The following is a 24,038-nucleotide window of genomic DNA, read 5'->3' on the forward strand; positions in this document are numbered from 1 at the left end:
AGGTAGTCCCCATGTGTCTGACCGGTACTCCTCTCTCGCCGCAACGGCGCCGATTCCTGCAGGATTCGGCGCGCGCGGCAGGCGGCTGCGTGGTCGCCGGGTCGTTGCTGGCCTGGCTGGCCCGCGATGCCCGCGCGCTGCCGGCCGAGGCATTGCGCCCGCCCGGCGCGTTGCCGGAGAAAGAGTTCCTGTCGGCCTGCATCCGCTGCGGGCTCTGCGTGCGGGATTGCCCTTACGACACCTTGAAACTGGCTGAACTTGGGGTCGATGCCGTTGCAACCGGCACGCCCTATTTCACGGCACGCGATGTGCCGTGCGAAATGTGCGACGACATCCCCTGCGTCGCCGCCTGCCCCACCGGTGCGCTGGATCCGGGGCTGGACAATATCGACGATGCCAATATGGGCGTTGCGGTTCTGGTAGATCAGGAAAACTGCCTGAACTTCCTCGGCCTGCGCTGTGACGTTTGCTACCGCGTCTGCCCCGTCATTGACGAGGCGATCACGCTGGAGACTGCGCACAACAACCGCTCGGGTCATCATGCGATGTTCATTCCCACCGTGCATGCCGATCACTGCACTGGCTGCGGCATGTGCGAAAAAAGCTGCGTTCTTCCCGAAGCCGCGATCAAGGTTCTGCCCGCCCGACTGGCGCGCGGCAGCAGCGCGGATCACTACCGCAAAGGATGGGAAGAAAAAGAAACCCACGGCGGCCCCCTTGTGGACGGTCTCATCGACCTGCCCGACCGCCTGCCGGGACCGGGTACGGACAACCTGGCCGCGCCGGGCGGCTTCACGCCATCTTATAATCTTCCGGGGACTGGACAATGAGCGCCCGTACCCATCTGCCGGTCGGACAAGAGGCCATGGCCACCAAAGGCTGGATCGGCGCGCACCGTTTCCTGCTGCTGCGCCGCGCCAGCCAGCTGTTCTTTCTGGCACTGTTCCTGCTGGGCCCCTGGTTCGGCATCTGGATCGTTCAAGGCACGCTGGCCGGGTCGCTGACCCTCGGGGTGCTTCCTCTGACCGATCCTTTGGTTCTGTTGCAAAGCACCGTGGCCGGGCATTGGCCCGAACTGACCGCCCTGATCGGCGGGGTGATCGTTCTGGTCGCCTATGCGCTGATCGGGGGCCGTGTCTATTGTTCCTGGGTCTGCCCGATCAACCCGGTGACCGATGCCGCAAACTGGCTGCACCGTCGGCTGGACCTGCCAAAAGGCTGGCAGCCAAAGCGCAACACGCGCCTCTGGGTGCTGGCGACGGTGCTGATCGTCTCGGGCCTGACCGGCGTGATCGCGTGGGAACTGGTGAACCCGATCACCATGCTGCACCGCGGGCTGATCTTTGGTGCAGGTTTCGTCTGGGCCCTGATTGCCGCAATCTTCATCTTTGATCTGATCGTCGCGCGCCACGGCTGGTGCGGCCATATTTGCCCGGTCGGTGCTTTCTATGGCCTTATCGGCAGCAAAAGCCTGCTGCGGGTCAGCGCTGCCAACCGGACGGCCTGTGACGATTGCATGGACTGCTACGCGGTCTGCCCCGAAAACCAGATCATTTCGCCCGCATTGAAGGGCAAGCCCGGCACGACACCGCTGATCCTGTCGCCGGACTGCACCAATTGCGGCCGCTGCATCGATGTCTGCGCCGTCGATGTTTTCCAATTTACTCACCGGTTCGACGATCATGTCGTCGCACCTTCCGATCCAGTTCCCGCGCCCGAGCCGCGCGAAGCCAGACCTATCTAAGGGAGTGCCAAGATGAAAAAATCAATCGTGACAGGCGGAATTGCCCTGATCCCCGTTTTGCTCCTGAGCGGGTTCGCCCTTGCCCAGTCAGCCCAGGTGGAAACCCTGCGCGGGGCAGATGTAGATGAGCCCATCCCCCTGCATCAGATCCACAAGGATGTCGAAGGGCGCATGCAGCGCAACTATCGCCAACAACCGCCGCTGATCCCGCACTCGGTCGAGCAGTACCAGATCGACGTACGCACCAACCAGTGCCTGTCCTGCCATGACTGGACCAAGGCCGGCGACCGCAACGCGCCAACCTTGTCGATGACCCACTACCTGGATCGCGACGGCAACGAGTTGGACCAAGTGGCAGGCACCCGGTATTTCTGTAACCAGTGCCACGTCCCTCAGGCGGATGCTCCTGCGTTGGTCGACAACGTGTTTGAACCCTCGTCCGGCAACTAATCCAACGCAAGTCTGAAAGGAGCACCGACATGGCAGACTCCCCCGAAAAACGCGGATGGATAGGCCGCATCTGGAACGCAATCTGGACTCCGGCTGTCATGTTCAGCTCGGGCTTTCTGGTGTTGGCAGGTTTTCTGGCCGGCATCCTGTTCTGGGGCGGGTTCCACTGGACCCTTGAACTGACCAATACCGAGGAATTCTGTACCTCGTGCCACACGATGGAAACCAATCTGGGCGAATATCGCGAGACGATCCACTACAACAACCACTCGGGCGTGCGCGCGATCTGTTCCGACTGCCACGTGCCGCATGAGTGGAACCACAAGATCAAGGCCAAGATCATGGCCGTCAAGGACGTCTATCACGAGCTGGCAGGCACCATCAGCACGCCTGAAAAATACGAAGAACACCGGCTGAGCATGGCCTCGGCCGTGTGGAAAAAGATGAAGGCGTCTGACAGCCGCGAATGCCGCAACTGCCACAACTTCGACTATATGGACTTTACCATTCAGGAAACCCGCGCCGCGTCTGAACACCAGCGCGCGATCGACAACAACATGACCTGCATCGACTGTCACCAGGGTATCGCGCACACTCTGCCGCCAAACTACCTTGAGACCTATCAGGAAATTACCGAAGAGCTGGCTGGCGAACCCTCGGGCAAGCTGCAGCAACAGGTGGCGGATGGCAGCGCAGAAATCCGGTCATTCCTGGCCGATCAGGCGGAATAAGAGGGGCAAGACATGCTGGAATTTCTTGGAACAATCGGGGCCAACGTCATCAGCCTGCCGGGTATTCTGGGACTTGCGCTGGGGATGATGACACGGCGTGTGTGGCTGGGCGGCCTGATGGGCGGTGCGGTCGGCGTGCTGGAAACGCTGGTCTTTGCCCATTGGAACTTTGCCAATGTCGAAACGATCGAGCTTTTGATTGCCGTGGTTGTCGGTCTGTGCGCCGGTTCGCTGGGCTCAGCCATCCGCATCAAGGGCACGACCGCGTAAATCTACCGGCCCGAGAATCATTCACCCGGCGCCCTGCGTCGGGTGAACGTGTTTTCCGGGGCAGTATCACGCCCCTACATTGACCACCATTTTTCCGAAATTACCGCCGCTCAGCAGTTGGTTCAGGGCCTCGGGCGCGTTTTCCAACCCGTCGACCATGTGTTCCTTGTACTGGATCGACCCATCTGCAATCCATCCGGTCATGTCGCGGCGAAACTCCTCGTAGACCTCACGCGTGAAGCTGTCGAAAATAATGAATCCCTGCATTTTCACCTTCATGCGCAGCAAGGTGCCCATGATTGCAGGGCCCATATCCGGCCCATCGGGCAGCCCCGGCAGGTTGTACCAAGCGACAACACCGCAGACCGGTACCCGCGCAAACGGGTTCAGCAGCGGCAATACCGCATACAGCACCTTGCCGCCGACGTTTTCAAAATAGACGTCGATCCCGTCCGGGCAGGCCTGTTTCAACTGCTCGGCAAAATCCGGCGCCTTGTGGTCGATACAGGCGTCGAAACCCAAATTCTCAACGATATACGCGCATTTCTCCGCACCACCCGCAACGCCGACAACCCGGCAACCTTTGAGCTTTGCGATCTGCCCCACAGTGGCCCCCACTGGCCCGGCAGCCGCCGCTACCACCACGGTTTCACCCGGCTTCGGCTCACCGATTTTCAGCAGACCGGCATAGGCGGTATAGCCGGGCATCCCAAGGATTCCCAAAGCCCAGGATGGGTTCTGCGGTAACTTGCCAAGGTTCATAACCTCGGCCCCATCCGAAATCGCATAGTCCTGCCAACCGCTGCCCGACAGGACATAGTCCCCGGCCTCAAACCCTTTCAGATTCGACGTCACGACCTGCCCCACGACCTGCGCAGTCATGACACCGCCGATGGCAACGGGTTCGGCATAGGACTTGGCATCGTTCATACGCCCGCGCATATAGGGGTCCAAAGACAGGTAAACCGTGCGCACCAGCATGTCATTCGGACCGGGGGTCGGAACCTCGGTCGTGGTCAGGCGCAGAGTGTTTTCGTCTGGTTGCCCGCTGGGGCGTTCGTTCAGAACGATCTGTCTGTTGACGTCTCGGGATTGGGCCATGTTCTGACTCCTGTGCTAAGGTCTCGTCCTGCGACTTTGGGTTGCTTTGCTACTGTGCAGAAAGCTCTCTGGTCCGCAATGTTATAAACCCTGCCCCTGCCTCAACTGCCGCTGCGGAACGCGGTCGGCGTTTGCCCGAACTCGGCCTTGAACGCCCGGGTCATGGCGCTCGCGTTTTCATAACCGCAGCGCCCGGCGATTTCCGCGATGGACTGTTCCGTCTCTTCCGCCAGCTTGCGGGCAAGATTAAGGCGCAGACGCCGATACAGCGCCTGCGGCGTGGTTTTCAATTCGGCCTGTATCCGCCCTTCAAGCCGCTTTTGCGAACAGCCGATTTTGCGGGCAATCTCTTTGATCGGCAGCGGTGTTTCCAGATTCGCCTGCATCAAGGTCAGCGCCCGGTTGACCAGAGTGTCTTCGGATTTCAGCGGCAGCGCATAATGATCCGCGCTACCCCGGCTCATCAGCAGATGCGCGACCTCCATCGACAGCAGCGGCCCGTGATCGCGGCGAATAAGGGCCGAGGCCAGATCAAACGCCGCCATCGCCCCGGAGCATGTCAGCCGGTTACCGTCGATGACATACCGCTCCTGAACCGCGTTGACCAAAGGAAAGGTCTCTTCGAACCGGGCCAGTTCATCCCAGTGAATCGTCGCCCGATGATCATTCAGCAACCCGGCCCGCGCCAACAGCCAGCTGCCGGTGTCCAGACCCGCCAGCTGCGTGTGTTTTCCCGCAGCCGTCAGCACCGCGCGGGTGGTTTCGCGCGTGTCCAGTTCGAGAAAACCATAAGACGGCATGACCACCAGCACGTCTCCGCGCTGATCGCTCAGGGCCCCATTCGGCGTGACGGCAAGACCGCTGGAGCTTTCAACCATCCCTCCATCAATCGAACAGAATCGCCACGCGTACAGGGCCTGCCGTGCCAGTGTATTTGCGGCGCGCAACGGCTCGACCATGTTGGCCAAGCAGTGGTTCGAGAACCCATCGAACAGCAATATGTTATATTGCCGGGTCAAATTTTTTCCAACTCTGCACGATTCTGCGCCAACTCTGCATGTCGTGACACTGCGCAATGCCGTTTCCTGCGTCAATCACCTATCTAAGGATACGCGCCATGCAGTTTGGTCTGTCAGAAGAACAGGAAATGATCGTTTCGACTGTTCGCAGCTTCGTTGAAAACGAAATCTACCCGCACGAGGCCGAGGTTGAACGCACCGGTCAGGTCCCGCACGAGCTGGGCGGGCAGATCAAGCAGAAGTGCATCGATCTGGGCTTTTACGCCTGCAACTTCCCCGAAGAGGTCGGCGGCGCCGGCCTATCGCATCTCGATTTTACTCTGGTCGAGCGCGAGCTGGGCCGTGGTTCAATGGCGCTGACCCATTTCTTTGGCCGCCCGCAGAACATCCTGATGGCCTGCAATGACGAGCAGCGTGAACGCTACCTGCTGCCCGCCGTGCGTGGTGAGAAAATGGACGCCCTGGCGATGACCGAACCGGACGCAGGGTCCGACGTGCGTGGCATGAAATGTCAGGCAGTGCGCGACGGTGGTGACTGGGTCGTCAATGGGTCCAAGCACTTCATCTCGGGCGCGGAACACGCGGATTTCTTCATCGTGTTCATCGCAACCGGTGTGGATGAGACCCCGAAAGGCCCCAAAAAGCGCATCACCACCTTCCTGGTGGATCGCGGCACACCCGGCTTCGAGGTGCGCGAGGGCTATAACTCGGTCAGCCACAAGGGTTACAAGAACTACATCCTGTATTTCGACAATTGCCGCCTGCCCGACGCACAGGTTCTGGGCGAGGTCGATGGCGGCTTTGCGGTGATGAACGAATGGCTCTACGCCACCCGCCTGACGGTTGCGGCCTTCTCGGTCGGCCGTGCGCGCCGTTGCTTTGACTACGCTTTGAACTATGCCGCCGAGCGCAAACAGTTCGGACAACCCATCGGCAAGTTCCAGGGCATCGGCTTCCAGATCGCCGACATGATCACCGAGATCGACGCCGCTGACTGGCTGACCCTGTCCGCCGCATGGCGTCTGGACGAAAATCTGCCTTCAAACCGCGAGATCGCCTCGGCCAAGCTGTACGCCTCGGAAACGCTGGCGCGGGTCACCGATACGACACTGCAGATCTATGGTGGCATGGGCCTGATGGATGACTTCCCGATCGAACGCTTCTGGCGCGATGCCCGCGTTGAGCGCATCTGGGACGGCACCAGCGAGATTCAGCGTCACATCATCAGCCGCGATCTTCTGCGCCCCCTCGGCGCATAAGACCACGTCCCGGCGGTAAGTGGGTTCTGGCAGGTTACGCTCTCATCCCGTCCAGACCCGCTTGCCGCCGGGGGCATTTCCAACGACTCGATCAGGATTGTCGATGAACAGAGATCTTACCCGGCTTCTGCGCCCGAAAACCATTGCCGTCATTGGGGGCGGCGCCTGGTGCCAACAGGTTATTCTGCAATCCGAGCGCATGGGCTATGCGGGTCAAATATGGCCGGTGCACCCCAAGGCCACGGAAATCGCAGGCCATTCGGTCTATGGGCACCTCGAAGACCTTCCAGAAGCCCCCGACGCCGTGTTCATCGGCATTAACCGCCACGCCACGATCGAGGCGGTGCATATCCTGTCCAGCATGGGTGCCGGTGGCGCCGTCTGCTTTGCCTCGGGCTTTTCCGAGGCTTTGGCCGAGGATGACATGGGCAGAGACCTGCAGGACCAGTTGATCGCAGCCGCCGGGGACATGCCCATTCTGGGGCCGAACTGCTATGGGTTCATCAATGCGCTGGACGGCGCGCTGCTGTGGCCGGATCAGCATGGGGCGACCCCGGTCGAAAAAGGCGTTGCGATCCTGACGCAAAGTTCAAACATCTCGATCAACCTGACTATGCAGAAACGCGGCCTGCCGATTGCCTACATGGTGACCTGCGGGAACATGGCGCAGACCAGCCAAGCCGAGATCGCGTCGGCCCTGATCGACGACCCGCGTGTAACCGCCGTGGGCCTGCATATCGAAGGCTTCAAGGATATCCGCGAATGGGAAGCGCTGGCCGCCAAGGCGCACAGCAAAGGCATCCCGCTGGTCGCGCTCAAGGTCGGCGCGTCGGAACAGGCGCAGGCGGCGACCGTTTCGCATACCGCATCGCTGGCGGGCAGCGACGCCGGGGCGCAGGCCTTGTTGGAGCGTCTGGGTATCCCGCGCCTGTCCGCCCTGCCCGATTTCCTTGAAACGCTGAAGCTGCTGCATTGCTATGGCCCGCTGCCGGGCGGCAATATCGCCTCGATAAGCTGTTCGGGGGGTGAAGCCAGCCTGATCGCGGACATGGCCGTGGGTACGGGCCTGACCTTCCCGCGCCTGACTGACGACAAGAAAGCCCACTTGCGTGATGCACTCGGACCCATGGTCGCGCTGAATAACCCGTTGGATTATCACACCTATATCTGGCGTGACGAAGAGGCGATGGCCAAAGCATGGTCCGGCATGACCGGCGACGATATCGACCTGACCTTCTCGATCGTCGATTATCCAACCACCGATCCGACCGACTGGGCCTGCGCCTCGCGTGCGGCAATGAAGGTTCGTGCAGAAACCGGCGCGCGGTTCGCGATAGCCGCGACATTGCCGGAACTGCTGCCGGAAAACGTCGCGCAGGAGCTGATGGCCGGTGGCGTTGTGCCGTTCATGGGTCTGCGCGAAGCACTGGCCGCCACCCGCGCGGCGGCTCAGGTCACGGCACCGTCCACGCATCCGGTCTGGCTGCCGGGCACCGCCGAGGCCAACCGGACCCTGACCGAGGGCGAATCCAAACAGGCGCTGGCCGATTGCGGTCTGCGCATCCCGCAAAACCGCACCGTGCGCGGCCCGGACGAAGCCCAAGCCGTAGCACAGGAAATGGACGCGCCCTTCGCCGTCAAAGGCGTTGGTCTTGCGCATAAGTCCGAACATTCCGCCGTTCGCTTGGGCGTTCAGGCCGAAGACGTGGCAGATGTGGCCGCCGATATCGGCACCGACGAGATTCTGGTCGAAGAGATGATCACTGGAACCATCGCTGAACTGCTGGTCGGTGTGGTCCGCGACCCGGCCCACGGTTTTGTGCTGACCCTGGGTGCTGGCGGTGTGCTGACCGAGGTTCTGCGCGATACAGCATCCTTGCTGGTACCCAGCACGCCCGATGATATCCGCGCCGCCCTTGGCAAGCTGAAGATTGCGCCGCTGCTGGCAGGCTATCGCGGCCAACCGGCGGCTGATATGGATGCGATCATCACCGCGATTGAGGCCGTTCAGGCCTATGTCATGCAAAATGCCGACACGCTTGGCGAGGTCGAGATTAACCCGCTCCTCTGCACGCCCGACAAGGCCGTTGCCGTGGATGCCCTCATCAGAAAGGCCTGAGAAATGGACCCGATCAAAACCCGCCGCGAAGGGGTGATCCTTGAGGTGACGCTGGACCGGCCCAAGGCCAACGCCATCGACCTGGCCACCAGCCGCAGAATGGGCGAGGTCTTTGCCGAATTCCGCGATGACCCGGACCTGCGCGTGGCCATCCTGACTGGCGCGGGCGAGAAATTCTTTTGCCCCGGCTGGGACCTGAAAGCCGCCGCAGACGGCGATGCCGTTGACGGTGACTATGGCGTCGGTGGTTTCGGCGGCCTGCAGGAACTGCGCGATCTGAACAAGCCGGTCATCGCCGCGGTGAACGGCATCGCCTGCGGTGGCGGGCTGGAACTGGCGATCTCGGCGGACATGATCCTGGCTGCTGAGCACGCCACCTTTGCCCTGCCTGAAATCCGCTCGGGCACCGTGGCCGATGCGGCCAGCGTCAAGCTGCCAAAACGCATCCCCTATCACATCGCCATGGAGCTGCTGTTGACCGGCCGCTGGTTTGATGCCGAGGAAGCCAACCGCTGGGGTCTGGTGAACGAAATTGTCACCGCCGATCAGCTGATGGATCGCGCATGGGAGCTGGCCCGCCTGCTGGCCTCGGGTCCCCCTCTGGTCTACGCCGCGATCAAGGAGGTCGTGCGCGACGCCGAAGACAGCAAGTTCCAGGACGCGATGAACCGCATTACCAAGCGCCAGTTGCGCACCGTTGACGTTCTATACGCCAGCGAGGACCAGTTGGAAGGCGCGCGCGCCTTTGCGGAAAAACGCGACCCGGTCTGGACGGGCAAGTAAAAGATCAACGCTTCGGCGGTGTCAGCCATTGCGCTGACATGCCGAAGTTCGACTCTTTCAGCTCTTGCTTTGCGATGGCCTGCAGATGCACCTCATCCGGGCCATCCGCATAGCGCAGCGCCCGCGCCCAAGTGTAACTGTCGGCCAAAGGCGTGTCTGGCGTCATGCCCATCGCACCAAAGACCTGCATCGCGCGGTCGGTTACGGTGGCGTGCACATTGGGCGCCACCACCTTGATCAGCGAAATCTCGCGCCGGGCGGCCTTGGCCCCGACCTGATCGATCTTCCATGCCGCCTGCAATGTCAGTAGCCGCGCCTGATCGATCTCAAGCCGTGACTTCGCGATCCATTCCCGGATCACCCCCTGCTCTGACAGCTGCTTGCCGAACGTCTTCCGCTCCTGCGCGCGCTCGACCATCAGTGACAGCGCCATCTCGGCTGCACCAACCGAGCGCATACAGTGGTGAATCCGCCCCGGCCCCAAACGCGCCTGCGCCAGAGCAAAACCGCTGCCCTCTTCCCCCAGTAGATTGCTGGCCGGTACGCGCACGTCCTTGAAGACCAGCTCTGCATGGCCCTCGGGATCGTGCATGTTCAGGATCGTGGGGTTGCGTACAATCTCAAGGCCGGGCGTGTCCTTGGGCACGATCACCATGCTTTGTTGCTTGTGCCGGTCCGCGTTCGGGTCGGTCTTGCCCATGACGATGAACATCTTGGTGTTCGGGTGGCAGGCATTTGTGATGAACCATTTGCGGCCGTTGATGACATACTCATCCCCCTCACGCCGGATCGAGGTGGTGATATTGGTCGCGTCCGAACTGGCCACGTCGGGTTCGGTCATCGCAAAAGACGACCGGATTTCACCATTCAACAGCGGCACCAGCCATTCCTCGCGCTGCTGAGGCTTGGCGAACATGTGCAACAGCTCCATATTGCCGGTGTCCGGCGCGCTGCAATTGAACACTTCGGACGACCACGTCACCTGCCCCATCAACTCGGCCAACGGGGCGTATTCCAGATTGGTCAGCCGCGTGCCGGGTTCGTCGTCGCGCAAAGAGGGCAGGAACAGGTTCCACAGCCCCTCGGACCGGGCCAGCGCCTTGAGGTCCTCGATGAAGGACACCGGGAAATTACCCGCCTCGATCTCTTCCTTGTGGTCGCGGATACGCGGATAGATATGCGCCTGCATAAAGCGTTTCAGCTGGTCGCGGTATTCCTCGGCGCGCGGCGATGGGGCAAAATCCATTGTGATCCCTTTTCAGGCTGTTACGGCAGGCTGCCCCTCGTACCCTAGCCGTGCCACCGGCATTTGTGAAACCTGCGTGCAGGGTCTAAGCCGCAACTGCCGCGAGGTCACTCTGGTCGCCACCAAAACCCACCTGTTCACAGCTCTGTTGCCCAACCCTCTCCATGACGGTAAGCGTCTGTGAACACGTGCAATGAACCGAGGGTCAGGTGTCCGAGCAGCAGATCAAGAAATCGGATGATATCGCCGACAAGCTGTCGACGCGAATTGTTCAGGGGGTGTTGAAGCCCGGTGAAAAGCTACGGCAGGACCTTATTGCCCGCGAGTTCGGTGTCAGCCAGGTGACTGTGCGCGAAGCTCTGCTGAACCTCGCCTCCAAGGGGCTGACGGTTGCCGTTCCGCGCCGGGGGATGTGCGTGGCGCCGATGGATCAGAACGCCATTCAGGAACTTCGGGTGATGCGGCGCGCGCTGGAACCGGTCGCGTTGCTGCATTCCGTGCCCAATCTGACGGCCCGCCAGATCGCGGCGATCGAACAGATTCACGAGGAATGCGACGGTGCCACCACCGCTGATGATTGGGAGGACGCCAATCAGCGCTTTCACATGGCCGTCATCGCCGCCTGCAACATGCCGCGTATGATCGCCGAGATCAGAAACCTGCAAGTGCTGTATGCGTGGCATTTCAACAATCTGCACACCGCCAAATGGCGTCAGCGCGCCGATCCGGACCATGCCGCCATTCTGGCCGCCATCAAGGACCGTGACGCCGCCAAGGCCCATTCGGTGATGCAGCGCCACCTGACACGATTGGCCTAGGCCAGTTCAGCCGGGTTTGCGGGCGATGATCCATGTCGGGTGATAGGTCAGCGAAACGCCGGACTCGCCCCCGAATTGCAGGATGTACTCATTGGTAAAGGCCATCAGGCTGGACTTGGTCCAGGTTTTCTGCGCCCGCCCGTTCACGCCGGTCCGACGCAGATGCTCCAACACTTTTCGCGGCGAAGAAAAGTGCATCTGCCGTTCCACTTCCCCGGCAGAGACAACGTCCATAAGACCCTCGACAGCAGCGCGCAGAGCGTCCGGCCCGCACAGCCCGGGCGCTTTCGACGCCGACCCGCCCTGAACAAGTTCTCGGTATTGCTGCGGACCAAACCCCGAAACGGCCAGCCAGCCTCCGGGTGCCAATGCCATCGCAGCCCGGCGCAGGAACGCGGCGGGATCGGGAAGCCATTGGATCATCGAGGCCGACGCAATCAGATGCGGTTGCGCGGGCCATGCGACAGTCTCGGCGTCCCCGCATAGAAACGCGGCCCCATAGGTGGAAGCGGTTTCATCGGCCTCGGGCGACAGGTCATTGATCGTAAGGCTGTCAAACGCGAAATGCTCGCAAAGCTGCTGGGTCAGGTGACCGGTGCCGCAGCCGAATTCCAACGCAGATGCGAAATGCTGCGGCGCACCACAGTCGCGCAGATCCTGCGCTAAACGGTCCGCAATCTTGGCCTGCTGACCCGCCGAGTCGTGATAGGTCATGAAACTGCGGCTGAAACTGCGCTGGACACGGTCGGTCAACTGGGCGTTCATGCGATCCATTCCTTCCAGCTTTGACCTGCGGCAAAGGGAACATGCGGCGCGGAAATCTCACGCACGGCGTCCTGCTGCCCGGCCCATGCGGCCTGTTGCGCGCGGGTGGGGATGATCCGATCCCGCTGTGAAATCCATACACGGTCGAACTTGCGATCCGGTGCGGTGCCACGTTCGATCACCGCGTAAAGTTCAGACCGCGCGGCGCCGATATCGATTTTGGGGGCTGGCCCCTCCAATCCGGCGCGGCGGCAGAATTTGGCGAAACTGTCGGTGTTCAGTTGATCTGCGGTGGCGCGGATCATGTCTGGCGCGATACCGTGCTCGGCGTCGGCTGGGGACAGAGTGCCGCTGACGGCGATCAACCGATCCGGTTGCAACGCTGTCTGCGTCAGCCAATGCGCCGCCGAGGCCACCCCAAAGGAATAGGCAATCAGGGTGATCCGGTCATATTGCGCAAGGTCGTTCAGCGGGTTGTCCAGCCGGGTGTAGTCATCCACGAACAACACATCTGCATCGCCGGAAAGCCCCTGAAATGGCCTAGGCCCAAGCGCCCAGCCTCCGAAGACCAACAGCACCTCCTGGGTGCCCGAGCGGGACAACCATTGCTGTTTCATGACGCGCCTTTCGCCAAGGATACCATGGCCGATGTCACACGGCTCAGCTCGTCCGGAGAGATGATGTAGGGCGGCATACAATAGATGTTTCGTGCGAAGGGCCGTAGCCAGACGCCGGTTTCCGGTGCCAGCCCATGTGCAATCGACGGATCGACCCACTCCTCCATTTCAATGACACCGATGGCACCCAGAACACGCACGTCCGAGACTCCCGGCAATTCGCGCGCGGGTGCCAATTCGTGTTCCATCTGGTCCGCAATCCCGGCCACTTCGGACCGCCAATCCCGGGTCGACAGCTGCTCCAGACTGGCAACCGCCGCCGCGCAGGCCAACGGGTTGGCCATATAGGTCGGGCCATGCATCATGACCCCTGCCTCACTTTCGCCGATCCTACGCGCAACGGTTTCGGTCGTGACCGTCGCGGCCAGCGTGATGTGGCCCCCGGTCAGCGCTTTGCCCAGACACAAGATATCCGGCACCACACCGGCATGGTGCAGCGCAAACAGCTCTCCGGTGCGGCCGAAACCGGTGGCGATCTCATCGAAGATGACCAGCACGTCATGCGCCTTGCACAGCTCATGCGCCCGTTGCAGCCATGTCGGATGATAAAAATACATCCCGCCCGCGCCCTGAACGACGGGCTCAAGGATCAGGCCGGCGATCTGGTCGGCCTTGGTTTCCAGCAACTCTTCCAGCGCGTTCAAGCCGTTCAGGTCACCATCCTCGGACCAGTCCTGACCAAAGGCGATCTGCGGGCGGGGCAGGAAATGCTGAACCGACAGCGCCCCGGCGAACAGCCCGTGCATCCCGTTGACCGGGTCACAGACGCTCATCGCTTTCCAAGTGTCGCCGTGATAGCCGCCACGGATGGTGGCAAACTGCGTGCGCCCGGTACGGCCCTGTGCCATCTGGTATTGCACCGCCATCTTCAGCGCCACCTCGGTGGCGACCGAGCCGCTGTCGCTGTAGAAAATACGGTCCAGCCCATCAGGCAAAAGGTCGATCATTCTGCGGCCCAGTTCGATCGCCGGGGAATGGGTCAGGCCACCAAACATCACATGCGGCATTTGATCCAGTTGCGCCTGCATCGCCGCGATGATGGCCGGGTGACGGTGCCCGTGTACCGCGCACCACCACGAGGACATGGCGTCAATCATCTGCGTCCCGTCCTCGGCCGTCAGCCAGACGCCCTCAGCCCCGGTGATCAGATGCATCGGACCGGGCTTCAGCACGTTGGTGTAGGGGTGCCACAGATGGCGGGCGTCGAACTCAAGCGGGGTCACAGGGCGCTCCGGATTGTGTCAACGTCGATGGCGGCGAAAGCGTCGGTCAGAGTGTCTCGGGACAGGGTGTCGATAAAGGGCAGTCGGCCCAGATGCCGGGTGTTGCCCATTTCAGTGATGGTCTGTTCGACATCCGGTTCAGCATCGCCCACAAAGGCCACGCCGACCACATCGCACCCGGCATTGCGTAACGCCATCAGAGACAGGGTCGTGTGGTTGATCGTCCCCAGAGCGGTTCGCGCCACCAGCACAACGGGTGCCTGCCATTGGGCAATCACGTCGAGGAAAAAGACCTGTCGGTTCAACGGCACCATCAGCCCGCCCGCGCCCTCAACCACCAGAGGGCCGGACACCTGAGGTAAGGCCAGACGGGCCGGGTCGATCTCAATCCCCATATCCTCGGCGGACAAATGCGGCGAGGCGGGCATGTTCAGGCGATAGGCCTCGGACAGCACCTCGGCCCCGGTCAGCTCTGCGACGATTTCCGAGTCCGTTGCCTCTTCCAACCCCGACTGCACTGGCTTCCAATACTGCGCGCCGAGGGCGGCAGTCAGACCTGCAGCAAAGACGGTTTTGCCAATGCCGGTATCCGTGCCGACAACAATTACGGTACTCATGCGGCCTCGCTTTGGTGCTGGGCTAGTGTTTCGCACAGGGCGCTGATATCGGCATTGGTCACATTGCCGGTGACCGAGATCCGAAGTCGCGAGGTGCCGCGCGGAACCGTCGGCGGGCGGATACCCCGGACGTCAAAGCCCTGCGCTTGCAGGGTTGCGGCCATTTGCATCGTCCGCGCCTCGTCGCCCAGAATGACGGGAATGATCTGACTGTTCAGCACATCCTGCGGAACGCCCGTACGGCGTGCCTCGGCATGGGCGTGGTGCAGTCGGGCGGTTGCGGCGGCGGTCAGGCTGGTGTCTGCTTGCAGATGGTCCAACACCGCCCGTACGAGGGCCGCATTGAACGGCGACGGTGCGGTTGCAAAGATGAACGGCCGCGCACGGTTGATCAGCGCGTCGATCATCACCCGCGGCCCACAGATCAGACCGCCCGCAACACCCAGACCTTTGCCGCAGGTGTGCAAGGTCAGAACCTCAGCCGTCAGCCCATGGGCCAGGCCTTTTCCGTTCGGACCAAAAACGCCGGTGGCATGGGCTTCGTCCACCACCAGAATGGCCCCGTGTTCGACGGCCAGTTCGGACAGTGTGGTCAAGGGCGCGATGTCGCCTTCCATCGAATAGACGCTTTCCACCGCGATCCAGACCTGTCCCGCTCCGCCGGTGGCCTGCCAATCCGCCAGAACGCGCCGGGCATCGGCCACGTCGTTATGCGCAAAGGACCGGGTTTCGGCCCGGCCCGTGCGCATCCCCTCATGGGCGCTGGCATGGACCAGATCGTCATATAGGATCAGGTCCCCCGCTGCAGGCAGGGTCGAGAAAATCGCCTGATTGGCCTGAAATCCGCCACCCATGAACAAAGCGGCCTCGGCGTCGAAAAAGGCGGCGGCCTCTTCCTCAAGCGCCTCATGTTCCGGATGGTTCCCGCGCAATAGCCGCGAACCGCCTGATCCAAGCGGCACACCTCGCTCCAGCGCCTTTTGCGCGGCGCGGCGCAATAGCGGTGAGTCCGCAAGGCCCAGATAGTCATTCGAGGCGAAGTCCAGCCCACGCCTCGGGGCCAGCGCCCGGCGACGATGCCGGGCGTCCAGCGTTTCAAGCATCGAGTGCAGGCGACTCAATGCTTTCATTCAGCCGCTTCCGCACAGCTTTGCCCGGCAACGGTTTCGGCCTGCAGCCCCAGCTTGTTGAACAGGATCGCGTCAGTGTCTTCTTCGGGGTTTTCCGCGGTCAGCAGCGTTTCGCCCACAAAGATCGAGTTCGCACCGGCGAAGAAACACATGGCCTGCATCTCTTCGGTCATGTCGCTGCGGCCAGCGGAGAGGCGCACATAGGATTTCGGCATCATGATGCGGGCGGTGGCAATCACGCGCACAAAGTCGATCGGGTCGATCGGCTTGGCATCGGCCAGCGGCGTGTCTTCCTGCGGCATCAGCATGTTGATCGGCACGGAGTCGGGCGCGGGGCCCATATTGGCCAGTGTCACCAGCATATCGACGCGGTCGCCGATCTGTTCACCCATGCCCAGAATACCGCCCGAACATACTTTGATCCCGGCGTCCTGCACGCGGTTCATCGTGTCGATCCGATCGGCGAAGGTGCGGGTGGTGATGACTTCGGGGTAATACCGCTCGGAGGTGTCGATGTTGTGGTTGTAATAGTCCAGCCCCGCATCGCGCAGGCGGAACACCTGATTGTCGTCCAGCATGCCCAGCGTCATGCAGGTCTCCATCCCCATGTCGCGGACGCCTTCGACCATGGCAACCAGCGCGTCCATGTCGCGATCCTTCGGCTCGCGCCAGGCCGCGCCCATGCAGAACCGGGTCGCACCGCCCTCTTTGGCCTTGCGGGCCTCGGTCAGGACACGCTGAACCTCGATCAGTTTCGACGCCGACAGCTTTGAGCCGTTCCGGGCCGACTGCGAACAATAGGAGCAATCCTCGGCGCAGCCGCCCGTCTTGATCGACAGCAGCTTGGAGGTCTGAATCTTGTTGGGATCAAAGTTCTCGCGATGCACGGTCTGCGCGCGGAACAGCAGGTCCATCAGAGGAAGATCATAAACGGCCTGCGCCGCCTCGCGGGTCCATGTGGGAGAGGTGTTTTCCATTTTATCGATAATCTGTCCAAAACTCCATGCCTGCCTTGTCTAATATCGATAAACCGGAAAATTTCAACTGCTAACTGCCCGGTCAGCGCGGAACCGCTCGGCGCACCAGAGCTGTTTGAGGGGTTACGCTATGGGATCGCGTTCATGCTCCGGCCGTCCTGCCAGTCCGGCCCGCAGCTTGCCGACCCGTCGCCGCAGAACATTCGCGATATCGCGAAGGGGGCGGAAATAGATGTCGATCAGGTTCGAGGCGTGCGCCTCGGACGGTTTCAACCCGAAGGTCAGCTTGCTGTCCCGTTCGGACAGATGCAGCGATCCGAACAGCCAATCCCAGACCGCAAAGGCAACGCCAAAGTTCTTGTCATGATGTTTCCGTGCAATCGAATGGTGCACCTGATGCTGCGCCGGAGAGATCAGGATATGTTCCAGCCAGCGCCAGTACCGGATCGAGATATGCGAATGCCGCAGGTTCGAGCCCGTCACATGGAAAACGAACGACAGGACATTGACGCCCAGCACCGTGTACAGATCGACCGCGCTACCGAAGAAAAACAGAAACACCGCCATCACCGTGCCCTGCGCCACAGCCGCGCGCAGACCGTACAGAACGCCTTCGAGCGGGTGAACGCGGTAAACGGTGATCGGGGTCATGGTCTCGGCCGAATGGTGGACCTTGTGGACCGCCCACAGTACCGGCCAACGGTGCATCCAGCGGTGCACGATGTATTTGGTGAAATCATCCACCAGGAAGATCACCCCTGTGAACAGCGCCACAATCAATGCCTTTGGCGTATCCGCGAACAAACCCCGCCGCAGGAAATCGACGTCGTGCAACGCATAAAACAGCGCGGTTGCGATCGCCAGCTGCGACACCAACAGCGGCGAGATGAACAGGGTGAAAACACGGTTGATCACAAATATCTTGCAGTCCGCTCGCGCCGAAGGTGAGAACAGGATCGTACGATCAAACACCTCTCGCACCGCCGCGCGGATCGAGGACCGCCGCACCGCCACCAGCCACACCAGCGCAAGCAGGACCGTCAAAAACAGATACCCCACGAAGACACGCTTCTTGGGGTTGGAAAAATCGGCAAAGACCGCGCCTATGTGATCGAGAAATTCCAAAGGGTCTCTTTCAATGGAAATCCCGGCGACCCTAAAGCCGCCGGGGTGGGATCAGAGGATCCTCAATCGGTTTCGGCCGCCTCGGTGGCGCCCAGCTTTTCGGCCAGCGCGGCCAGATCGGCGGTTGCGTCATTGGCGCGGCTTTCGATGCCGAACTTGTCGATCAGCAGTTTTTGCACTTTCAACATGTTGACCTGATAGTCATCCAGAGACATCTCGCGGTCACGAACAAAGTTGCCGTCTGCATCGATGTCCGAAACCATCTTACCGTCAGGCATCGCCGGGCTGAAGCCGATCATCCAGTTCAGGTCGATCGCAGTTGCGCCAAGGTTGTTCTTGCCCGACTGCAACGCCATCGAGAAGCCCTTCAACTCACCCCAGTGCTTGGCGTAGTTGCGCAGCGCCTCGTCGGTATCTTCACCCGATTTGATCTTGTCGATATCTTTGTAAACCGAACCGGCATATTTGAACGTGGCTTCTGCCAGCGTCTTCTCCCAGTTGGTTTCAATGATATCGGCATAGTTCTTCAGTTCGGCGCGCTGTGCGTCGGTCAGCGCCTCACCGTTGGCCGAGGCGATCAGCGCACGACCATCGCGGAAAGCGTTGAAGATGGTGGTCATGTATTGGGTGTTCTGGTTGCCACCCTTGTCGGCACCAGCGGCATAATAGGCCGGGCCAAAGACCATCTCGGTTTTCAGGTCGATGACACCGTCGCCGTTTGCATCCGCAGCAGCCATGTCTTTCAGCTTGGACACGCCATAGTTCTGCTCGGGCGATAGGGTCACAGAATGCGCCGCGGCACCGAAGTAGCCGAACGCCTCATCCCAGGAATGCTCTTTGCCTGTGTAATGCGCGCCTTCTTTGTAGGGCTGGTCGTTGGGCTTGTTGTCGGCTTCCAGCTTCTCGTCCAGATAGTTGTCGACCGCCTGATTATAGGCCATCGCACCCAGCGTGAATTTCGAGATCAGCTGCCCCCAATCCATGCCGTTCACCGGGTCATAGCCCTGCTCGGACGCCGCAGCCAGTTTGATCATCTGCAGCGCAACATCGACGCCCGACTGGTTGCCCGGCCATGCAGGCATCGCGCCATTGTAGAACTTGCCCGAGATGTTCTTGCCTTTGGAGATTTCATTCACGGTCGATTGCTTGACCGGAAAGCCGTCTTTTGACACCGGCGCAATGATTTCCAGATCTTCTTCGGAGCCGTTGAAATAGGCCAGCATCAGCGCCTCGACCTGGGCCGCGTTGTTGCCGCCATCCCCTTTGGAAGCCGCTTTTTTCAGGCTGTCATGCAGCACGTGGCGCGCGATCTGGCCGGAATACGAGACCGAATTGGTCTTGTCACCTTCATAGCCTTTTACGGTGACCGGGAACGGACCATAAGCCTGATCGGCCATGGCGGCACCGCCGATCAGGGCCACAGCAACAAGCGCCGATGTAAATTTGAGTGTGGGTTTCAGCATGGGGAGTCCTCGTTCTGTCCGACTTTTTTTATCGGGAATTATTTCCGACCCTTTTAGTCGATTACTACCGAGGCAAGTCAACCCCCCAATTGCTCACGTCTCGTCCCATTCCTCAGAAAGAAGGCCCTGCGGTCTTTGATATGCAAAAAACCGCCCGCAGCTCTGCACCACAAAGGCACCAACCTCGAAAACCCGTCAGGCGACCGGATGCGGTCCCAGTAGAACCCTGGCAGAAATTGCTATGAAAAACAGAACCGTACCGGTCAGAACAAACACGTGCCAGATTGTATTGTGAAAAGGCAGGTGATCCAGAAGGTAAAAGACGACTCCGACGGTATAGACCACACCGCCTGCGATCATCAGCCAAACTACTACAGTGGGCAGCTCGTCCAGCATGGCGGGACCAGCCCAGACGACAGCCCAGCCCATCATCAGGTACAGGACAAGCCCGAACCAGCGAAACCGGGCCGGATCAATCAGCTTGAGCACCGAACCCAGCGTTGCCGAGGACCATAGGCCAATCAAAAGCCCCGGCCCCTGCCCGACCGACAGCAAAAGGAACGGCGTGTAGGTTCCGGCAATCTTCACATAAATGCCCGAGTGATCAAGACGGCGCAGAAGTTCTGTCCACCTGTCGCTTTCAATCATGTTGTAAAGCGCAGAAAACGTCAGCATCAGCAGCAGCGTCACACCATAGACCGAGACACCCAGAATGGCCTCGGGCTCGGACCGGTGAAAGGCAGTGATCGTGATCAGGATGGGCACCGCAACAAGGGCCGACGTGATGCCCAGAACGTGCACAATTCCGTCGCTCACCCGCTCGGCGCGGCTATAGGCAGGACGGATATCTGCAAAGGACCACATAGACTTAACTTAAGCGCCAAAGGGATTTCGGACAAGTTAACGCCCCTCGCGACCGGTCAAAGCTCTGTGCCTGCCCGGCTGAAATCCTGCGCTTAAGTGGGGTCATCCCCCTGTTTCGGGTCCTTGTACCTGTTCAGATCGAAAATACCCGCCTGAGTTGGATGTTGACGCAAGAAAATATCGTGAATTCGGTCACTTAACGCCCAAAAGTCGGGGCTGGTCCGACGCGCACCGTATTCCTCCACCACGGCCAAATAGTCGCTTTGCGATCGTATGCCTTTCAGGGCCGCGACAAAGGACGCCAACTGATCCTGCCCGACGTGGAAATAGAAATTCGGGTAGCTACCGATCAGCCCGGGAAGGATCGTCAGAACATCCGCCCCGGGGTCCCGGCGTGCCTCCTCATCGAACAGGAAGGCGACGTTGTAATGGGCTTTGTCATGCGCAAGAGTGAACAGTGCCATCTCTCCGCCATTTTGCTTGACCGCAAGAACAGACAGGTCCGGCAAATATTTCACCCAATCGCCGGTTTGATTGGCCAGATCGCGCAGCGTTTCAGCAGGCAGTCCTGCGGGGCACTCTTCGGTGGCGCATCTGTTGATCGGGTCCGTCTCGGCCCACAACCCGTTGCCGCGTTTCAGCAAGGTCAGAAGGAACTCCTGCTTCGGCTGATCTGTCTGGTAGGAAACACCGGTGGGGAAACGGTCATCGACACGGCGGCGATGCCAATAGGTGTGCAATTCGGCCAGAACACCCTGATACCAGTGTTCATGCATTTGCGGCCGGACGTCCCGTGGCATGAAGACCAGAAAGGTGTCCTCGCTCTCCATCCGTAGTTCATCCATATAAAGCCGCGTGGACAGCTGATGCTCGACCCGCCCGAACACGTCGTAGCCTGCCACAAGGTCATAGTAGATGCGTTCAAAAATCGGATAATCGATGACCCAGGCGGTTTCGGGAATGCCGCCGTGAAACCCGGTCATGGCCGAGGCATTATCGAAATGCCGGAACACCGTGATCAAAGCGTTGGGATTGGTCCCGTCTCCATCCCAGATCGAGCCATAGTCGAACCCGGTCTGATACACCGGAGCAGCCCGGTACCGCGCGTCCCTGAATTCGAGATACTCAACCTGATTTTTGTGCGAGAACTCCTGCAACATGCCCAGCACACCTGCATCAGCCCCGGACACGGGCAGTTCCAGATAGGCGGCACCCTCCTGCAGATAGCTGGGGTCGGTGATCGACAAATCCGCGTCCGGGTCGAGGAAACTGACCCAGAACCGGTCCTCGATCACATCTACAGCGGTCTCTCCGTGGCAAACGGGGCCGCGGATGAAGCTGCGGACAAAAAACAGCGCGTCATCCAGAAGGAACTGATAACGGCTGCGCGCAGGCATTTGCATGAAGGTGGTGAAAGGATTGCCGCCCTCGGCATCCCCATACGGGGGCAGGTCCGCCAGCGTCCAACCGGTGTCGAGAAAAAGCTGCTGGTAGCGTACCATACGATCCGGCCCAAGCGTGTAGACCAGATGCTCCTTATGCACGATCGTTTCCGTGACCTGCTGCAAGCGATAGTAAAACGCTGCCGCACCCGGATCGTCGAAGGGTCGTCGCGTTGCAATCACGTCAATCTCAACCCCCGGCGGCGTGGTCGAGCGCACAAGCTGGAAGAACCGACGCGGATCATCGCCCTGAAAATGGAGACGGGCCAGAAACAGATGCTCATACAGATACCGGCTCATCAACTGGCTGCGGGGGTCGCTTGCGTTCAGAAACGCCTCCCACTCGGTAATTTGGGCTTGGATCGCATCGGGGATGTCGGACGCGGTGGATGGCAGGGCCGCACCGTTGCGCGCCCAGCCCATGAGGGTCTGAAATTCGGCCTCGGCAAGCGGTGCCGTGCCATAGGGCATACCTGCAAGCGGATGGGCCGCGCTGAATGCGTCGAACTCATCGGATGTCGGGCAGACCAGAGGACGGTCGATTGCCAGACCAAGTTCAGTTGGAAGGGGCGCATCAACCGGCATCGGGTTCTGACGACCCAGTTCGAGATAGCGCTCAAGCAAACCCGCATCCTGCCCGCGCAGGACGGAATGGAACCCAAGTGCCTGCCATTCGGGAACGGTCTGCGCGTCGATCCCCAGCCGGGTGGGTTGGGCGTCCTGCAAACGCTCGGTATGATAGACCGCCTCTTTGCTGGCCCCGCGTAAAACGCCCATCGGGGATGTCAGTTTCAACTGACACGGCGCGTCATAGCAGCTGTGGCAAACGACACAGCGGCGATCCATGATCGGTTTCACCTCGGCCCAAGTCTGGGTCTGCGCCCGGGCCGCAAACGGGAAGGCGCAGAGCAGCAGGATCGCCGCCCGCAGCAACAGTCGACCTTTGTGCATCTGCGCCCCCTCTCAACCCCCGTAACCTGTCAATATCATTGCAGTTACGGGGGGCTTTAAGCAAGGAACGCGTCAGGGCGGATCTACACGACTTGACGTCAGCCGATGGTGTAACCCGGTGTCGAGTGCGCGATTTCGGTTTCCTCATCGGTCATGCCCACCGAAATGTCGCTGAACAAAGGTGTGCTCAGATACCGCTCGCCCGTGTCGGGTAACATGCACAGAACCGACGCGCCGGGTTCGGCCTGTTCGGCGATTTCAATGGCTACAGCAAAGGTCGCGCCGCCGGAAATGCCGGTCAGAATCCCCTCTTGGCTGGCCAGTTTCTGCGCCCATTCCACACCGGTCGGACCGGGCACGGGGATCAGCTGATCGAAGTAGCTGTTGTCGATGGATTCCTGCAGGACCGAGGGGATGAAATCCGGCGTCCACCCTTGTATCACATGCGGTTCAAACGCCGGGTGGCTTGAGACGGGATCGTTGTCCTTGCCCCGCTCGGTTGCAATGCCGCTACCCACCAGCTGCGCGTTGGCAGGCTCGGAAAGGATGATCTTCGTATCCGGCCACTCGGCGCGCAAAACCCGCGAGACACCGGTAACCGTGCCGCCGGTTCCATAGCCGGTCACGAAGTAATCCAGCGGTTCGCCATTGAAATCGCCCAGGATTTCCCGAGCGGTTGTGGCGGCGTGGATCTCGGCATTGGCCTGGGTTTCAAACTGCCGCGCCAGGAACCAGCCGTGCTTTTCGGCCAGCTCGGCGGCTTTGCGATACATGCCAAAGCCCTTTTCCTCTTTTGGGGTCAGAACGACCTTGGCCCCCAGCATCCGCATCAGCTGGCGGCGTTCGGTGGAAAAGCTCTCGGCCATTGTAACGACCAGAGGGTAGCCCTTTTGCGCGCAGACCATGGCCAGACCGATGCCGGTATTGCCGCTGGTCGCCTCGACCACGGTTTGACCGGGCTTCAGGGTCCCGTTGCGCTCCGCAGCCTCGATGATGTTCACCGCAAGGCGATCCTTGACCGACCCGGCAGGGTTGAACGCCTCGAACTTCACGAACAGGTCGACGCCTTCAGGCCCCAGATTGTTGATGCGAATTGTGGGCGTGTTGCCGATCGTGTCGAGCACGCTGTCATAAATACGGCCATTGCCCGAGGTGGTTCTGAGCTTTGAGTCGGTCATTGGAAATCCTCACATGATCACAGGTGCAATCCCATCTTTCTAACCTGCGTCCGTGATAAAGTCCCGACCCCTTTCCCTGAGGCGGC

General features: G+C 60.7%; 23 protein-coding genes. 9 read left to right on the top strand and 14 right to left on the bottom strand.

What is annotated here, in order from left to right; genetic code table 11:
* The first annotated feature begins 11 nt into the window (after positions 1–11).
* Genes napG through ACR0DO_RS11295 form a run of 5 tightly spaced genes read left to right on the top strand, consistent with a single transcriptional unit; the run spans position 12 to position 3,195 of the window.
* The gene (gene napG, locus ACR0DO_RS11275) at positions 12–830 is read left to right on the top strand and encodes a ferredoxin-type protein NapG (RefSeq protein ID WP_480558766.1); all 819 of its coding nucleotides are present in this window, start codon (positions 12–14) and stop codon (positions 828–830) included.
* Positions 827–1,744, top strand: coding sequence for a quinol dehydrogenase ferredoxin subunit NapH (napH, locus tag ACR0DO_RS11280; protein WP_480558768.1), 918 nt, complete (start codon positions 827–829; stop codon positions 1,742–1,744). The genes napG and napH overlap by 4 nt, the downstream gene beginning before the upstream one ends.
* Before the next feature lie 12 nt (positions 1,745–1,756).
* Positions 1,757–2,194 carry a nitrate reductase cytochrome c-type subunit gene (locus tag ACR0DO_RS11285; protein WP_170446675.1) on the top strand — a complete coding sequence of 146 codons (438 nt, stop codon included), beginning with the start codon at positions 1,757–1,759 and terminating at the stop codon, positions 2,192–2,194.
* Between the two features lie 29 nt (positions 2,195–2,223).
* Positions 2,224–2,925, top strand: coding sequence for a NapC/NirT family cytochrome c (locus tag ACR0DO_RS11290; protein WP_170446676.1), 702 nt, complete (start codon positions 2,224–2,226; stop codon positions 2,923–2,925).
* Positions 2,926–2,937: 12 nt separating this feature from the next.
* Entirely contained in the window at positions 2,938–3,195 is a 258-nt protein-coding gene (locus ACR0DO_RS11295) for a hypothetical protein (RefSeq protein WP_170446678.1), read from the top strand.
* Positions 3,196–3,261: 66 nt separating this feature from the next.
* On the opposite strand, the gene ACR0DO_RS11300 is transcribed toward ACR0DO_RS11295, so the two are convergent.
* Both ACR0DO_RS11300 and ACR0DO_RS11305 read right to left on the bottom strand, forming a co-directional pair.
* On the bottom strand, positions 3,262–4,296 hold the full coding sequence (locus ACR0DO_RS11300; RefSeq protein ID WP_480558770.1) for an NADP-dependent oxidoreductase: 1,035 nt from the start codon (positions 4,294–4,296) through the stop codon (positions 3,262–3,264).
* Positions 4,297–4,397: 101 nt separating this feature from the next.
* Complete coding sequence (locus ACR0DO_RS11305) at positions 4,398–5,315, bottom strand: GlxA family transcriptional regulator (RefSeq protein WP_480558772.1); 918 nt, start codon at positions 5,313–5,315, stop codon at positions 4,398–4,400.
* Positions 5,316–5,413: 98 nt separating this feature from the next.
* Here ACR0DO_RS11305 and ACR0DO_RS11310 point away from each other — a divergent pair, with 98 nt between their 5' ends.
* The 3 genes from ACR0DO_RS11310 to ACR0DO_RS11320 all read left to right on the top strand — a co-directional run bounded on the left by ACR0DO_RS11310 (position 5,414) and on the right by ACR0DO_RS11320 (position 9,476).
* Positions 5,414–6,574, top strand: coding sequence for an acyl-CoA dehydrogenase family protein (locus ACR0DO_RS11310; protein WP_480558774.1), 1,161 nt, complete (start codon positions 5,414–5,416; stop codon positions 6,572–6,574).
* Positions 6,575–6,677: 103 nt separating this feature from the next.
* Complete coding sequence (locus tag ACR0DO_RS11315) at positions 6,678–8,693, top strand: acetate--CoA ligase family protein (protein ID WP_480558776.1); 2,016 nt, start codon at positions 6,678–6,680, stop codon at positions 8,691–8,693.
* 3 nt (positions 8,694–8,696) lie between these two features.
* Positions 8,697–9,476, top strand: coding sequence for a carnitinyl-CoA dehydratase (locus ACR0DO_RS11320; RefSeq protein WP_480558778.1), 780 nt, complete (start codon positions 8,697–8,699; stop codon positions 9,474–9,476).
* A gap of 4 nt (positions 9,477–9,480) precedes the next feature.
* Here the strand turns inward: ACR0DO_RS11320 and ACR0DO_RS11325 are convergent, their stop codons facing one another.
* Entirely contained in the window at positions 9,481–10,722 is a 1,242-nt protein-coding gene (locus ACR0DO_RS11325) for an acyl-CoA dehydrogenase family protein (protein ID WP_480558780.1), read from the bottom strand.
* A gap of 209 nt (positions 10,723–10,931) precedes the next feature.
* On the opposite strand from ACR0DO_RS11325, the gene ACR0DO_RS11330 reads away from it, so the two are divergent.
* Positions 10,932–11,540: a GntR family transcriptional regulator gene (locus tag ACR0DO_RS11330; RefSeq protein WP_480558782.1), complete on the top strand. Its 609-nt coding sequence runs from the start codon at positions 10,932–10,934 to the stop codon at positions 11,538–11,540.
* Positions 11,541–11,546: 6 nt separating this feature from the next.
* Here ACR0DO_RS11330 and ACR0DO_RS11335 read toward each other — a convergent pair whose 3' ends face one another.
* The 11 genes from ACR0DO_RS11335 to ACR0DO_RS11385 form a co-directional block, all read right to left on the bottom strand.
* The gene (locus tag ACR0DO_RS11335) at positions 11,547–12,305 is read right to left on the bottom strand and encodes a methyltransferase (RefSeq protein ID WP_480558784.1); all 759 of its coding nucleotides are present in this window, start codon (positions 12,303–12,305) and stop codon (positions 11,547–11,549) included.
* Positions 12,302–12,922 carry a pimeloyl-ACP methyl esterase BioG family protein gene (locus ACR0DO_RS11340; RefSeq protein WP_480558786.1) on the bottom strand — a complete coding sequence of 207 codons (621 nt, stop codon included), beginning with the start codon at positions 12,920–12,922 and terminating at the stop codon, positions 12,302–12,304. Before ACR0DO_RS11340 ends, ACR0DO_RS11335 begins: the two co-directional genes overlap by 4 nt.
* A complete protein-coding gene (gene bioA / locus ACR0DO_RS11345; RefSeq protein WP_480558788.1) occupies positions 12,919–14,205 on the bottom strand; it encodes an adenosylmethionine--8-amino-7-oxononanoate transaminase in 1,287 nt (428 codons plus the stop codon). Before bioA ends, ACR0DO_RS11340 begins: the two co-directional genes overlap by 4 nt.
* On the bottom strand, positions 14,202–14,822 hold the full coding sequence (gene bioD, locus ACR0DO_RS11350; RefSeq protein WP_480558790.1) for a dethiobiotin synthase: 621 nt from the start codon (positions 14,820–14,822) through the stop codon (positions 14,202–14,204). The genes bioA and bioD overlap by 4 nt, the downstream gene beginning before the upstream one ends.
* Entirely contained in the window at positions 14,819–15,952 is a 1,134-nt protein-coding gene (locus ACR0DO_RS11355) for an 8-amino-7-oxononanoate synthase (protein ID WP_480558792.1), read from the bottom strand. Before ACR0DO_RS11355 ends, bioD begins: the two co-directional genes overlap by 4 nt.
* A complete protein-coding gene (gene bioB, locus ACR0DO_RS11360) occupies positions 15,949–16,929 on the bottom strand; it encodes a biotin synthase BioB (protein WP_480558794.1) in 981 nt (326 codons plus the stop codon). The genes ACR0DO_RS11355 and bioB overlap by 4 nt, the downstream gene beginning before the upstream one ends.
* A gap of 123 nt (positions 16,930–17,052) precedes the next feature.
* The gene (locus ACR0DO_RS11365) at positions 17,053–18,054 is read right to left on the bottom strand and encodes a sterol desaturase family protein (RefSeq protein ID WP_480558796.1); all 1,002 of its coding nucleotides are present in this window, start codon (positions 18,052–18,054) and stop codon (positions 17,053–17,055) included.
* Positions 18,055–18,116: 62 nt separating this feature from the next.
* On the bottom strand, positions 18,117–19,517 hold the full coding sequence (locus tag ACR0DO_RS11370) for a DUF4856 domain-containing protein (protein WP_480558798.1): 1,401 nt from the start codon (positions 19,515–19,517) through the stop codon (positions 18,117–18,119).
* A 195-nt stretch (positions 19,518–19,712) separates the two neighbouring features.
* Positions 19,713–20,381, bottom strand: coding sequence for a PAQR family membrane homeostasis protein TrhA (gene trhA, locus ACR0DO_RS11375; RefSeq protein WP_480558800.1), 669 nt, complete (start codon positions 20,379–20,381; stop codon positions 19,713–19,715).
* 92 nt (positions 20,382–20,473) lie between these two features.
* Entirely contained in the window at positions 20,474–22,774 is a 2,301-nt protein-coding gene (locus ACR0DO_RS11380; protein WP_480558802.1) for a fatty acid cis/trans isomerase, read from the bottom strand.
* 98 nt (positions 22,775–22,872) lie between these two features.
* Positions 22,873–23,952, bottom strand: coding sequence for a PLP-dependent cysteine synthase family protein (locus ACR0DO_RS11385; RefSeq protein WP_480558804.1), 1,080 nt, complete (start codon positions 23,950–23,952; stop codon positions 22,873–22,875).
* Between the last annotated feature and the right edge of the window lie 86 nt (positions 23,953–24,038).

The organism is Ruegeria sp. AM9 (assembly GCF_056540565.1).